13 protein-coding genes are annotated in these 13,655 nt (G+C 67.9%); 7 read left to right on the top strand and 6 right to left on the bottom strand.

The window, feature by feature from the left end; genetic code table 11:
- Nucleotides 1-105 precede the first annotated feature (105 nt).
- Together ERC79_RS16530 and ERC79_RS23760 are read left to right on the top strand one after the other, a co-directional pair.
- Complete coding sequence (locus ERC79_RS16530) at nucleotides 106-780, top strand: TetR/AcrR family transcriptional regulator (protein ID WP_131579524.1); 675 nt, start codon at nucleotides 106-108, stop codon at nucleotides 778-780.
- Nucleotides 781-848: 68 nt separating this feature from the next.
- The gene (locus tag ERC79_RS23760) at nucleotides 849-980 is read left to right on the top strand and encodes a hypothetical protein (RefSeq protein ID WP_278249709.1); all 132 of its coding nucleotides are present in this window, start codon (nucleotides 849-851) and stop codon (nucleotides 978-980) included.
- Nucleotides 981-995: 15 nt separating this feature from the next.
- On the opposite strand, the gene ERC79_RS16525 is transcribed toward ERC79_RS23760, so the two are convergent.
- Nucleotides 996-2,756, bottom strand: coding sequence for a class I adenylate-forming enzyme family protein (locus ERC79_RS16525; protein WP_131579523.1), 1,761 nt, complete (start codon nucleotides 2,754-2,756; stop codon nucleotides 996-998).
- 54 nt (nucleotides 2,757-2,810) lie between these two features.
- Nucleotides 2,811-4,001, bottom strand: coding sequence for an acetyl-CoA C-acyltransferase (locus ERC79_RS16520; RefSeq protein ID WP_131579522.1), 1,191 nt, complete (start codon nucleotides 3,999-4,001; stop codon nucleotides 2,811-2,813).
- Nucleotides 4,002-4,173: 172 nt separating this feature from the next.
- Between ERC79_RS16520 and ERC79_RS16515 the strand changes: the two genes are divergently transcribed.
- From ERC79_RS16515 to ERC79_RS16505, 3 genes are read left to right on the top strand one after another with little or no spacing between them, the layout of a single operon-like run.
- Nucleotides 4,174-5,397: an acetyl-CoA acetyltransferase gene (locus ERC79_RS16515; RefSeq protein ID WP_131579521.1), complete on the top strand. Its 1,224-nt coding sequence runs from the start codon at nucleotides 4,174-4,176 to the stop codon at nucleotides 5,395-5,397.
- 10 nt (nucleotides 5,398-5,407) lie between these two features.
- Nucleotides 5,408-6,940 carry a carotenoid oxygenase family protein gene (locus ERC79_RS16510; protein ID WP_131579520.1) on the top strand — a complete coding sequence of 511 codons (1,533 nt, stop codon included), beginning with the start codon at nucleotides 5,408-5,410 and terminating at the stop codon, nucleotides 6,938-6,940.
- Nucleotides 6,941-6,948: 8 nt separating this feature from the next.
- Nucleotides 6,949-7,950, top strand: a complete 1,002-nt coding sequence (locus ERC79_RS16505; protein ID WP_131579519.1) for a helix-turn-helix domain-containing protein — start codon at nucleotides 6,949-6,951, stop codon at nucleotides 7,948-7,950.
- A 52-nt stretch (nucleotides 7,951-8,002) separates the two neighbouring features.
- On the opposite strand, the gene ERC79_RS16500 is transcribed toward ERC79_RS16505, so the two are convergent.
- On the bottom strand, nucleotides 8,003-8,434 hold the full coding sequence (locus ERC79_RS16500; RefSeq protein ID WP_131579518.1) for a MarR family transcriptional regulator: 432 nt from the start codon (nucleotides 8,432-8,434) through the stop codon (nucleotides 8,003-8,005).
- A 35-nt stretch (nucleotides 8,435-8,469) separates the two neighbouring features.
- The gene (locus tag ERC79_RS16495) at nucleotides 8,470-9,960 is read right to left on the bottom strand and encodes an NCS2 family permease (protein WP_131579517.1); all 1,491 of its coding nucleotides are present in this window, start codon (nucleotides 9,958-9,960) and stop codon (nucleotides 8,470-8,472) included.
- A gap of 81 nt (nucleotides 9,961-10,041) precedes the next feature.
- Between ERC79_RS16495 and ERC79_RS16490 the strand changes: the two genes are divergently transcribed.
- Nucleotides 10,042-10,290, top strand: a complete 249-nt coding sequence (locus tag ERC79_RS16490; RefSeq protein WP_131579516.1) for a DUF2530 domain-containing protein — start codon at nucleotides 10,042-10,044, stop codon at nucleotides 10,288-10,290.
- Nucleotides 10,291-10,336: 46 nt separating this feature from the next.
- Here ERC79_RS16490 and ERC79_RS16485 read toward each other — a convergent pair whose 3' ends face one another.
- Both ERC79_RS16485 and ERC79_RS16480 read right to left on the bottom strand, forming a co-directional pair.
- Nucleotides 10,337-10,891: a phosphatase PAP2 family protein gene (locus ERC79_RS16485; RefSeq protein WP_207390346.1), complete on the bottom strand. Its 555-nt coding sequence runs from the start codon at nucleotides 10,889-10,891 to the stop codon at nucleotides 10,337-10,339.
- Complete coding sequence (locus ERC79_RS16480) at nucleotides 10,888-13,437, bottom strand: ATP-binding protein (RefSeq protein WP_242676603.1); 2,550 nt, start codon at nucleotides 13,435-13,437, stop codon at nucleotides 10,888-10,890. The genes ERC79_RS16485 and ERC79_RS16480 overlap by 4 nt, the downstream gene beginning before the upstream one ends.
- Nucleotides 13,438-13,443: 6 nt before the next feature.
- Between ERC79_RS16480 and ERC79_RS23565 the strand changes: the two genes are divergently transcribed.
- Nucleotides 13,444-13,638 carry a hypothetical protein gene (locus ERC79_RS23565; RefSeq protein WP_242676602.1) on the top strand — a complete coding sequence of 65 codons (195 nt, stop codon included), beginning with the start codon at nucleotides 13,444-13,446 and terminating at the stop codon, nucleotides 13,636-13,638.
- The last annotated feature ends 17 nt before the right edge of the window (nucleotides 13,639-13,655 follow it).

Genomic DNA, 13,655 nt, shown 5'->3' with positions numbered 1-13,655 from the left:
ACATCCAAGCCGTGACCCTCACCGGCTCGTACACCGTACGTCGTACGCTGTACTATGGGCGCACGCTGTACGGTTGTCAACCTGTTCGAGCAAGTGAGGAGACCCGTGTCTGCGAGGGAACAACGCCAAGTCGCGTCAGACGCCGGACTGAGCAAGCAGCGAGTGGTGGCGGAGGCTGTCCGGCTAGCCGACCGCGAGGGGGTCAGCGGGCTGAGCATGCGCCGGCTGGCTGGTGCGCTCGGTGCGGGCGCGATGTCGCTCTACCACTACGTGGCGAACAAGGAGGAGCTGCTGGACGCCATGGTCGACATCGTGTTCGAGGAGATCGAGCTCCCGCCCGAAGGGACCGACTGGCAGTCGGCGATGCGCCGGCGGTCGGTCTCCGCCCGACAGGTTCTGGCACGCCACCCGTGGGCGATCGGCCTGCTGGAGTCGCGGACATCGCCGGGGTCCGCAAACCTCCGCCACCATGAAGCGGTCACCGCATGCCTCCGCAGGGCTGGCTTCACGGTCTTGATGGCGACGCACGCCAACTGGCTGCTCGACAGCTACGTCTACGGGTTCGCGCTGCAAGAAGCCAGCCTGCCGTTCGACACCACCGATGAGTTCACGGACATGACCGAGGACGTCTACCTGCCCCAGCTTCCTCCTGACGAGTTCCCCTACCTCAACGAGTCCGCCGCAGCGCTCCTCGCGGCCGACTACGACCCGGCGGAGGAGTTCACCTTCGGCCTCGACCTCATCCTCGCCGCCCTCGAGCCCCTGAGAGCCGCCGGGTAGCGACGCTCACGGACTGTCGCGCGGCCCTCTGCGCTACAGGGTCCGGTCCACAAACGCCGCACCGTCGGATGGTCGACGATCCGACCCGCACCGCCGCGCTCACCGACTGGATCCGTAAGCTCACCATCGGGTTGGGCGTGTGGGGTGCGATTGCTCTGAGCTACACGGTGTTCCCTGCCCGATCACCGCGACAGAAGTAGGCAGCCGCGCGCAGGTCAGGCAGTCTCGACTGGCGGCGCGAACAGCGCCTCCCGAATGTCGCGCCGGACAATCTTGCCGACCGGGTTTCGCGGGATGGTCGCGACGATCTCGAGCCGCTCCGGCAGTTTGAACGACGCCACCTGGCGCGAACGCAGATGCTCGACGAGATCGTCGAGACAGATCTCGGCCTCCGCCGCCGGCACCACCACGGCGCAGCACTTCTCGCCGAGCACCTCGTCCGGGTATCCGACGACGGCGACATCGGCGACGCCCGGATGCTCGAACAGCAACCCCTCGATCTCGGCCGGCGCGATGTTCATGCCGCCTCGAATGATGATCTCCTTGATCCTGTCGACGAACTCCAGGTACTCCCCGGACTCACCGCCCAGCTCGAACACATCACCGCTGCAGAGGAATCCCTGCTCGTCGAAGGGGCTCGACGTCGCGGTGCCCTCGAGATAGCCGCCGAAGACGGTCGGGCCCTGCAGCCGAAGTTCGCCGCGTTCGCCGACAGCGTGGACGTCGGCGCCCGAGACCGGATCGACCAGCCGAACCGAGGTCATCCCCGCAACCCGTGTCGCCCACTGCTTTCCCTGTGCACCGTAATTCGGCAGATGGCGGGCGCGGACCGTCGGATCGGGGATGTCGGCCGGGGCGCCGAGCAAGCACACACCCTCGTTGGAGCCGAAGAAGTTGAGGACCTCGATCCCGAATTCCTCCTGCCACCGACGCACCACTGCCGGCGGGAGCGGGGCACCGCCCGAGCCCACCCTCTGCAGCGACGACAGATCCACCGAGGCACGCAACTCCTCTCGCTGAAGGAGCATGGTCAGGATCGCGGGCGGCATCGCGGTGTGGGTGACGCGATGGCGCGCGATCTGAGCGAGGAACACCGGCAGATCGAGCGGCTGATGCTGAACCAGATGCCCGCCGCCCAGTAGCCACGGCAGGAAAGCTCCGGCGAAGCCGGCCATGTTCACCATCGGGAACGGGTTCAGGATCACCGACGCCTCGTCGGTCTCGAGACCGTCCTGCGCGGCTTGGCCGCTGGCGAGCCAGTCTGCGTGACACCGCGGAACGCCCTTGGGCGCAGCCTCGGTCCCGCTGGTCCAGCAGATCGTGATGCGGTCGCCGATCGTGACGAGCAGCCCGTCGATGTAGCGACGGCTGCGCGCAAGCATTTCGGCCGTGACCGGCACGTTCATCGACACCGCCCGCGATTCGGTCGCCGGCCCGAATGTGAACACCGTCTCGACCCCGGCGACCTTCTCGCGCAACGAAAGTGACTCGGCCGCGAGATCGCGATCTTGCAGAGTCCCCACGGTCACGACGGCCACTGCGCCGGTGGCGGCACAGATATTGGACAACTCGTGGAGGCGGTACGCGACCGGCGCGGGAGTAGCGACCGCCCCCAGACGCCACAGGGCCAGATAGGTGGCAACGAGCGAGACCGTGTTGGGCAGCAGCACCAGTACGACATCGCCCTGCCGGATCCCGTTCGCGTACAGGTGCGCGGCGATCTCATCCACCCGGTCGTGCAGTTCCGCCCAGGTCAGGGTCTCGGGCTCGGCCCCGATGAGCGCCGGGAGATTCGCCGGGTCGGACAGCGCATCCTCGTGCGGGCGGCCGCGGACCCAGCCGTCGAACGCATCGAGCAGGGTAGTCTCCCGCCACCAGCCGCGTTCCACGTAGTCACGGATCTTGTCCTCGGGATGACAGAGGATGGCTCCGCCACGCTCATCGGAAAACGAAGTGGGCATGAACATTTCGGGCATGGCAACCTTTCGCGACTACGCAGAGGGGTAGGACGGGGTGGTCATTCGGACGTGTCATCGGAGGCGGCGCAGGACCAGGGCCGAACCGAGCCCCAACGCCGCCGGAATCGTGATCAGGGCATGCTCGCCGTCGATACGGCGCAGCGAATCCAGCGCGGACACCAGCAGGTTGCCGCCGGTGGCGCCGAGGGGATGCCCGACGGCCAGTGCACCACCGACGGGGTTCACTCGTACGGGATCCAGAGCCAACTCCCGGGTGAGCAACAGCGGGCTGACCGCGAACGACTCGTTCGCCTCCACGACGTCGAGGTCGTCGGTGCCGATTCCCGCTCGCTGCAGCGCATCCCGCGCAGCATCGACGGGCGCACTGAGCAGCGGTGAGCGGACGGCCCGATGCGTCGCCGCGACGATCTCCGCAACCGGCTCGCAGTCAGGCAGCGCTACGCTCGCGGCGGCTGGACTCGCAACCACGACCGCCGATGCCCCGTCCGCCAGTTGTGGCGCCGTCGCGATCGAGTGCAGCCCACTCTCCGGCTTCTCGAGCCCGGGAAGACGTCGAAGCACCCGCTCCCACGCCGGATCGTCGCCGAACAGCGCCGGCAGGGAAGCGAACTGCTCCGCGCTCGCGTCCGCGCGGGCGCCCTCGTCGGTCGCGAGCAGGATCTCGCCGCCGCGCCTCACGGGGACCACCGAGTCGGAGACCGGTGCCGCCACCGCACGCCGATGAGACTGCGCCGCATACGCGTCGAGCTGCTCGCGGGTGAAACCGTACGCAGCCGCCGTCGCATCGGCGGAAACGCCGATGGTGACAAAGCCGGTGCGCTCACCCAGTTCTACGTCGGTGGCAATCGCCGGACGGTCCGAGAGGATCGGCACCCGCGACATGGACTCGACGCCGCCCGCGACCACGACGCCGGACTGGCCCGAGACGACCTTCGCAGCCGCTGTGGCGAGCGCATCGAGCCCGGAGCAGCACAGCCGCGATACGACCGCTCCACCGACATGTTCGGGCCAGCCCGCGTACTGGACTGCGGCCCGAGCCAGGTTCCCGGCCTGTTCGCCCGTGACAGTGCTGATCCCGACCACCACGTCGTCGACGTGTTCGGCAACCGGAAGTCGCTGTTCGAGCGCGCTCAGCAGCTGCGCGAAGAGCCGGTGCGGCGCCTCGGTCGCGAGCGTGCCACCGTCGCGCCGCACCCGGCCCCGGGGCAATCGGATCGCATCGAAGACCAGCGCCCGGCTCACCGTACCGACTCCGCCCCGCGGAGGAGAGCGTCGTCCACCAGGTTCAACCAGTGCACAGTTGTCGTCATCGTGCGATCACCCCACGACTCGGGGGAATGAGTGGTCCGTGTCACTCTGTTAGTTGTAGTATGAAGGACGTCAAACCGCAAGGCTCGAGGAGATGAGACCCGGGATGAACGATGGCGCGATTCGGATAATCGGTGGCTACCAAACAGATTTCTCACGCAATCTGACCAAGGAGGGACTCGATGTCGGCGACCTGACCCGCGAGGTGGTCGAGGGAACCCTGGCGGACGCTGGCATAGAGCCCGCCGACGTCGAGGTCGTGCACGTCGGCAACGCATTCGGTCAACTCTTCACCGGCCAGGGCCATCTGGGCGCGATGCCCGCGTCGGTCGTCCCTGAGCTGTGGGGAGTCCCGGCCACCCGGCACGAGGGTGCGTGCGCATCCGGGTCCCTGGCACTGCTCGCTGCCATGGCCGAACTCGAGGCCGGGCGGTACAACTGCGCGCTCGTCCTCGGCGTCGAGCTCGAGCGGACCGTCCCCGGCGACACCGGCGCCCAGCACATGGGTGCGGCCGCATGGGTCGGACACGAGGGGTCCGACGCGAGGTTCATGTGGCCCTACATGTTCAGCGCGATAGCCGACGAGTACGACCGCCGTTACGGCCTTGACGAGCAGCACCTGTGGTCGATCGCGGAACTGGGCGCCCGCAATGCTGCGCTCAACCCGCTGGCGCAGACCCGCGGATGGGAGCGGACCGCGGCGTCCTTCAGCGCCGACCCGATCGCGAATCCGCCGGTCGAGGGCCGGCTTCGCAAGGCTGACTGCGGTCCGCTCACAGACGGTGCTGCCGGGGTGGTGCTGGTCCGCCCGGATCACCCGGCTGCACGTGTCGGCCGAAACGCCCCGAACCAGTCCGCCGTCCTCGGCTGGGGCCACCGCACTGTCGGACTCTCCTTGGCCGACAAGCTTTCCCGCAGCGCCGACGATCCCTATGTGGCTCCACATGTGCGGCACACGATCGGAGATGCCTTCGCCAGGGCCGGTATCTCCGGAGTGGACGATCTCGACCTGATCGAGACGCACGACTGCTTCACGGTGAGCGAATACCTGGCCATCGACCACTTCGGGATCACGCCACCCGGCGAGAGCTGGCGCGCGGTCGAATCCGGCGACCTCGAGATCGACGGGCGCATCCCGGTCAACCCCAGCGGCGGTCTCCTCGGCGTCGGACACCCGGTGGGAGCGACGGGAATCCGGATGCTGCTCGACTGCCATCGCCAGGTGACCGGACGGGCCGGGGCGAACCAGGTGACGGACGCGCACCGCGCGGCCACCCTGAACTTCGGCGGAAGTACCTCCACAACAGTCAGTTTCGTCATCGGAAACTAGGAGAGATCACATGGACATCGAGATACTCGGCCGCGCCCTGACGACCCTGCCGGAGGACGACGATCACCCGTACCGCATCGGCGCGTGGCGACCCCAGCACGTCGAACGCGGCGCCGATGATCTCGAGGTGATCGGTGAACTGCCGAGTGACCTCGACGGCGTGTACCTGCGCAACACCGAAAACCCCGCGCACCCCGCACTCGAGGGTCGGTACCACCCATTCGACGGTGACGGCATGATCCACGTCGTCGGCTTTCGCGACGGGAAGGCCTTCTACCGCAACAGGTTCGTCAAAACGGATGGCTTCCTGGCCGAGCAGGAAGCAGGTGGCCCGCTGTGGGCGGGCATCGCCGAGCGCCCGCAGAACTCGATCCGCCAGGACGGCTGGGGTGCCCGCGGACGAATGAAGGACGCGTCGAGCACCGATGTCACGGTGCACGGCGGTGTCGCGCTGACCAGCTTCTGGCAGTGCGGCGACCTGTACCGACTGGACCCGACGACGCTCGAAACCCTGGGAAAGGCGACCTGGCACGGCGACTTCCCGGCCGATATGGGTGTGTCGGCGCATCCGAAGGTCGACGACCGCACCGGTGAGTTGTTGTTCTTCAACTACGGCACCGACGCACCGTACATGCACTACGGCGTGGTCGACGCCGACGACAACCTCGTGCACTACACCGATATCGAGTTGCCGGGGCCGCGCCTGCCGCACGACATGGCGTTCACCGACAACTATGCGATCCTCAACGACTGCCCGTTGTTCTGGATTCCGGAGGCGCTCGCGGCCGGCAAGTACGTATCCCGGTTCCATCCGGATATCCCGCTGCGGCTCGGGGTGATTCCCCGCCGCGGAACCTCTGATCAGATCCGGTGGTTCGAGGCCGCGCCGACATACGTCCTGCACTGGACCAACGCGTACGAGAGTGGCGACGAGATCGTCCTCGAGGGGTTCCACCAGGAGAATCCCGAACCGGCAGATACCGGCGACGGAGACCTGTACCAGCGGATGTTCCGCTTCCTCGCACTCGACCGGATGGGTACCCACCTGCATCGGTGGCGCCTGAACATGCGCACCGGTGAGGTCCGTGAGGAGCGACTGTCGGAGACGGTGACCGAGTTCGGGATGATCAATCCACGGCATCAGGGGCGCGATCACCGCTACACCTACGCCGCCACCGGGCTTCCCGGCTGGTTCCTGTTCGACGGACTCGTCAAGCACGACACCCTCACCGGCAGCGAGGAGCGTTTCTCCTTCGGCGAGGGCGTATTCGGCAGCGAGACCGTCATGGCGCCGCGGATCGGGTCCACGGCCGAGGACGACGGCTACCTGGTTACCATCACCTCGGATGTCAACCGCGACCTGTCCGAGTGCCTGGTGTTCGATGCGGCCCGCGTCGCCGACGGTCCGATAGCCCGAATCCGTCTGCCCGAAAGGGTCTCGAGCGGCACGCACTCGACGTGGGCACCCGGATCGGTACTTCCTCAGTGGCGCGAGGCAGACGACTTCACGGCCGCGGCGGGCCTGGGCGACCCCGGACTATAGTTCTCTGAATGCCCGACGAACATGCCTCCGGCGCGGAGCCGACCGCTCCGTCCGCCGGACGCATGCTCGAGGCCGGCGGCGACAACGCAATTGCGGTCACGCTCGGCATCCTCGGGGACGAATGGAACCTGTGGATCCTGCGTCATTCCTTCCAGGGTGCTCGCCGGTACAGCGACTGGACTGCAGTCGGTGGCATCTCACATGCCGTCCTGTCCTCTCGACTGGGGGCGCTCACCGAGGCCGGGCTGTTCGATCGGGTGCGCTATAGCGAGCGACCTCCGCGCTACGAGTACCGGCGCACCGAGTGCGGCCAGGCGGTGTGGCCGATCCTGCTCGCGGTGTGGTCGTGGGAGCTTCGGTGGGCCCCAGACGAGGGAATCCTGCCGCGAATGGTCCACTCCACCTGCGGCCACGAATTCCGGCCGGTCCTGCACTGCGCCGCCTGCGGAGATCCCGCAGGCGCCCGCGAAGTCGTGGCCGAGATGGGCCCCAGCGGCGGCTGGACGCGCAGCGTGCCCGCGGCATCCAGCCGACGGCGATCGAGCGGTGCCACCCGAGCGCCGAATGTGCTGCCGCACACGATGGCCTTGCTCGGAAACCGCTGGTCCGCAGCGATGCTCGGCGCCGCGTTCTTCGGGGCACAGCGTTACGGAGAGTTCGCCGAGCGGATGCAATCGTCCCCGGCTATCGTCGCCGAGCGGCTCCGCACATTCCTCGATCTCGGCGTGCTGGCCGAGACGCCGAGTACCGAACGAACGGACTGGGCGACGTATCACCTGACCGCGAAGGGCCGCGACTTCTTCCCCGTTGTGGTTTGCATGATCACGTGGGGTCAGCGGTGGTTCCATGCACCGGAGGGTGAAGCGATCGTCTTCACCCACACCGGATGCGGGCAGGTGTTTACCCCTCGGTTGGTCTGCAGCGAGTGCGATACCGCGCTCGAGGCGAGCACGGTGTCGGTCGAACCTCGAGTCGACGGAGAGATCCCGAGAGCAGCATATTCACGCTAGAGCGAATCGGATCGTGCCATGTATCAAGCGATTCGAGCGTGGCCGTACCTACTCAGTCGTTTTCGGTAACCAGCGAGGAGATGATGGTGACCGCGTCCCGAAGCGTCTCGAGTTGCTTGCTGTCGAGGCCCGACAACTTCTCGGTCATCCACGCCTCACGGGCTTGGGTCTCGCCCTCGATCAGGGCGTGGCCGGCATCTGAGAGTGACACGATGATCTGGCGGCCGTCGGTGGGATGCGGTGTGCGATCGACGAGTCCGAGATCCGCAAGCGACGCAATGACCCGAGTCATCGACGGCGGCTGCACCTTTTCCCGCGCGGCCAGAGCGCCCGGCGTCATGGAACCCTCGCCGCTCAGAGTGGCCAGCGCCGACAACTGAGTCAGCGAAACCTGAGCTTCCGCTCGACGCCCCCGCAGGTGGCGCGTGAGACGCACCACCGCTAAGGACAGGTCACTGGCCAGGGCGCGAGTATCCGATGTCACAAATCCAAACAATACGGGAACTCGCGCCCCGCCAGTCACGTAACGGCGTCAGTGATCGGGCCGACGGCGAAGTAGGCCACGAACAGTGCCGCGACGATCCACAGCAGCGGATGCACCTTCTTCGCGTTGCCACCCGCGGCGGCGAGGACGACGTAGGAGATGAAGCCGACGCCGATGCCGTTGGCGATCGAGTAGGTGAACGGCATCGCGACGATCGTCAGGAACGCCGGCAGCGCGATCGAGAACTTACTGAAGTCGATATCGCGCACCTGCCCGATCATCAACGCGCCCACAACGACCAGCGCCGGAGCGGCCGCCTCGATCGGCACCACCGAGTACAGCGGCGTCAGGAACATCGCGGCCAGGAACAGCAGGCCGGTGACGACGTTGGCGAGACCGGTGCGGGCACCCTCTGCGATTCCGGATGCGGACTCCACGAACACGGTGTTCGACGACGCGGATGCACCACCTCCGACGATCGCGCCCGCGCCTTCGACGACGAGGGCCTTACCGACACCCGGCAGATTTCCGTCCTTGTCGGTCAGTCCGGCTTCCTTGCCGAGGCCGGTCATGGTGCCCATTGCGTCGAAGAAGTTTGCGAGCACGAGCGTGAAGACGAGCAGGCTGGCGGCGAGCACACCGATGCGGGTGAACGCGCCGAACAGGCTGAAGTCGCCGACCAGGCTCAGATCCGGCATCTGCGCCACAACGTCCGGCATCGCCGGGACGGACAGGTTCCAGCCCTTGGGGTCGACGCCCTTCGAGGCGCCGATGTCGAACACAGCCTCCAAGATCGCGGCGAGCACGGTGGTGACGACGATTCCGATCAGCAAACCGCCCCGGACCTTGCGGACCACGAGTGCACCCATGAGCAGGACGCCGAAGATGAAGACCACGGTCGGCCATGCGGAGATCGAACCGCCGATACCCAGCCCGACGGGGACGGACGTGCCGGCGGCGTCCGGGAGGCGGCGCACGAACCCGGCGTCGACGAGGCCGATGAAGGCGATGAACATGCCGATGCCTGCGGCGATCGCGGCCTTGAGCTCCGCCGGAATCGCATTGAACACCGCGGTGCGGAAGCCGGAGACCGCCAGCGCGACGATGATGACGCCGTCGATGACGACCAGGCCCATCGCCTCCGGCCAGGTGACCTGTGGCGCGATCGACACGGCGAGCAGACTGTTGATGCCCAGACCCGCGGCGATACCGAACGGATAGTTCGCGACGATGCCGAAGATGATGCTCATCAGGCCGGCGACGAGCGCGGTGACGGCAGCCACCTGGCTGACCGGCAGAATGTTCCCGAGCACGTCGGTCTTCGCGGCGGCATCGTCGGCGGAGAAGCTACCGAGGATCAGCGGGTTGAGCACGACGATGTAGGCCATGGCCACGAACGTGACGAGACCGCCGCGTACCTCGGTGCTGATCGACGAGCCTCGCTCGGTGATCTTGAAGTACGTGTCGAGCATCCGCGAGGGTGCCGACGGCCTGGTGGAGCCGGAGGTTCTGTCGGTTACCGCCATGTCGTATCTAGTCCCAATCGCCGAAGGTCCGGTGTCGCACCCGGCAGATTAGGGCACCGACGCGGGGGTAGCGTTAATCGTGTGACCGAGATCCGTAGCACGTCGACGCTCGTGGCCCGCTTCTCCGACCCGCGTCCCGTGCTCGCTGTGGGCACCTCGGCGTGGATAGCGGCCACCATCGTCGTGCTTCTCGGCGGCGATCGGTGGAGCACCGCGCTGCCCGTGTGCTACGCCGGAATCGCCCTCGGTTTCATCGGATTCGGGTTGTTCGTAATACAGCGGCGCGCCGCACGCCGCGGCGGCCGGGGAGCACAGCAGGGCCTCACCTGACTACGAAGCCTGGGGCGCTCTCGCCTGCTATGTCGGGTGGGTAATCTCACACCTCGATCGTGCGGGTCCGCGACGCGTTCCGACGGCTGATCGCCCAGATCCACAGCAGGGCCCACGCGACACCGAAAGCCCAGCCGGCGACTACATCGGAGAGCCAGTGCGCGGCAAGGTAGACCCGCGATACCCCGACAGCGAGTGTGTAGCACGCGAGCAGCACCAGGAGCAGATTCCGCCGGATCCCGGGCGCGAGAAGCCTCAGCACCACCACGCCCAGCACACATGCGAGTATCGCGGTCATCATCGCGTGCCCGGACGGGAACGAGTGCGAGTCGAGATCGACCAGGCGCTGCGGAATCGGCGGACGCTGGCGGCCGAACAGTAGCTTGAGCAGGCTCATCGCGACCCAGCCCGAGAGCATCGCCCCCGCGACTATCACAGCCTCGGCGGTGTACCGCCGCGCCAGCAGCGCGAGTGTGACGACGGTGGTGATCAGGAACGTCGCGATCGTGCCGCCACTGTTCGTGATCACCGTCACCACATCCGTCAGGCCGGGGGTCCGATGGTCGAGCATCCACTGCAGGACCGACTGGTCGATGGTCACGCCGTTCCTTCCGTCCGTTTCTGCGCCGTCCGTTTCTGCGCCGTCCGATTTGGTGCCGTCCGATTTGGTGCCGTCGGCAACCGGGCACAGTGCGCGTGGCCGTCCGCGTCCACCCACCACGGGACGGCGACCTCGCCGTCGAGCGCACCACTCAACTGAACGACCAGTCGATCGTGCACCTGCACCGGGCCGGACGGCAGCGCCAGCCCCAGCGCCGCGCATGCGAGCACCGCACCGGGTTCGCGGTCCCACGAGCTCGGCTGCCCCTCGCCGAGCACCTCCGCGTGGATCGCGGTCGAGGCCAGCGGCAGGTCGAGCAGGTCCGCGAGCGCGTCTGCGGTCTCGAAGGCCCCCAGCACCAATCGCGCGGGCGGAACCACCGCGCCCAGGTACGGACGGTCGAGCACGAGGGCTCGGTCCGGGTCGGCGACCGTGCCGGCCAGGCTGCGCACGCCAGCAGGCAGGCCCAGCTCGTCGAGGTCGAGCACACCGCGGTCGGCGGCGTCCGCGAGCAGACGGTGGGTGCGCGCGATGACGGCCGGTGTCGGCGTCCGCTCCGGATCGGCGAGCCGGTCGAGCAGGACCTGCGCCAGCTCGGTGCCGTCCACCTCGGCGGGCGCGAGCGCCGAGGCGAGTGCTGCAGCCTGTGGATGATCGAGCACGTCGAGCAACCCGGCGAAGGTGTCGTCCTCCGGTCCACACAGCAGGCCCAGCGGCACTGCGCCCACCTCGGCATGGGTGCGCAGCCACCACGCGGTGTAGCCGTCGCGGTCGGCCAACGCCGCCGCGGTGGCTGGATTCTCGGCAAGCAGCGTCAGCGCCTGCGGCCACTTCGCGGGGTCGACGAGATCCAGATCCCGCACCGCGACGAGCGTCTCCGGGTCGTCGGCGAGCGTGTCCCACCACCGCTCCTCGGAGTCGAGGTCGTGTTCGGGACCGGTCGGTAGTTCGGCCCGCAGCAGTGGAAAGCCCCAGCCGACACCGACCGCACGCAGCGACTCTTCCCCGACCTGCGCGACCCACTCCGGGTCGACGGTGCCGAACGGCGAGTCCTCGTCGAGAACGTCCGCCAGCGGCGCGCCAGGCAGCAGCAGCTCATCGGCCGGCGTCAGGTCACCATCGGCGTCGGGAACGAGCAGCTGTCCCAGCCAGTCCGGCAGTGCGTCGGATGCGCAATTTCGCACCAGCGCCAATACCGCCGACGCCAATTCTTTTGCGGTGGTGGGATCGTCATCGTCGACGTCCTCGATCCGGGCCCGCAGCGCCGGATCGCCGAGCAGGTCACCCGCCGTCGCCTGTCCCGCGCCCAGGCGGCTCAGCAGTGGGTGTGCGGCATCAGGGTGCACCAACCGTACCCAGTTCAACGCCGCCGCAACGGCGTCGAGGGTGTGGCCAAGATCAGTACCCAGCACGGTGGTGCGGGGGCCGGTCACGGTGCGCCCGTCAGCGAGCGGAACCGGAACAGCTGCAAGCTCTTCCACCGCCAGCGCGTCCACCACGAGCGGTTCGAGCGCGGCGTACACCGCGTGCCACCACTGCGGATCGCGGGCCTGCCCGGCGAGCAGCTCTGCGATGCGCGCCAGACCGATCCGGTGTACGTCCACCGCCGCTAGTGCCGGCGCGTACCGCGGCCCGGACAGTACCGGATCCACCAGGCCCGGAACGACATCGGCGAGGGCAGCGGCCAGCTCGTCAGTGAGACCCGAGACCACCGTCGCGCGGGACGGGATCAGGTCGTGAGGCTCGTCGCCCGCACCGGCGTCGCCGGCGGACGGCACCCAGCGGTGCGTGCGCAGCTCACGCAGCATTTCCTCGCGCAACCTCGCGTCCGCCTCGCTACGGGCGAAACCCGGCGTGGGCACCAGGCTCAGGCGCTGATCCGCCGGCAGGGCCGCAACGAAATCGGCGTAGCCGCGGGCACACTCGGTGAGCGAGGCACCGGGTAGCAATCTGCGCCGATCCGGTTGCATCGCGATGTCGGCGATCAGCAATGCCGGAACGGACAGCTCCTCGTCGGAGCGGGTGGGTGCCCGCAACACGTCCGACGTCACCGGCTGTACCCGTCCGTCGACCACAGGCACCAGCCAGCGCGCGGTGTCGGTCGCGTACTGCCACCATGTGCGGTCCCCGACAGTGATCTCGGTGAGCCCGCCGTCGAGGTCGCGACTGCTGCGACAATGCACGGCGTCGCCGATCTCGATTGACGCGAGCGCCGGGAGTTCGAGCAGCAGATCCACTGCCTCGGCAGCGAACCGGTCCAGCAGTTCGGCGCCGTCGACGCCGGGCCGCAGGTGCAACACCACCTCGGCGTCGAATCCAGCGGGCGGACCCTCGTCGAGCGGCCACGCCAGGCGCAGCACCGGCAGACCCACTGCAGGTATGTCGAGGCCGGCGGCCAAGAGCTCGTCGCGGGTGCGAGCGGCAGAAAACTGCAGTGAACCGGAGGTGGAGCGAAGCTCGATCTCGTCACTGACCGCGAGAACGGATGTGAACCCGACACCGAATCTTCCTACCCCAGTGGACTTTCCGGATGCGCGCAGCGCCATGAGCGCATGCACACCGGCTACGTCGAGTGGGGTACCGGTGTTCGCGACTCGCAGCACATCGTCGTGCAGGCGGACGCGCAGCGCCCCGGGCACACCGGCGCGAGCAGCGGCGTCGGCCGCGTTCTGGGCGAGTTCCGTAAGCAGCCGGTCACGGTAGCCGCCGCGTACGAGATCGGATTCGGCCGCCGCATCCTCGCGTAAGCGTGTCGGGGACGTGC

The sequence above is a fragment of the Rhodococcus sp. ABRD24 genome (assembly GCF_004328705.1).
GTDB lineage: Bacteria > Actinomycetota > Actinomycetes > Mycobacteriales > Mycobacteriaceae > Prescottella.
Note: the sequence above shows the minus strand (reverse complement) of the source record. Positions and strands in the feature narration are given on the sequence as shown.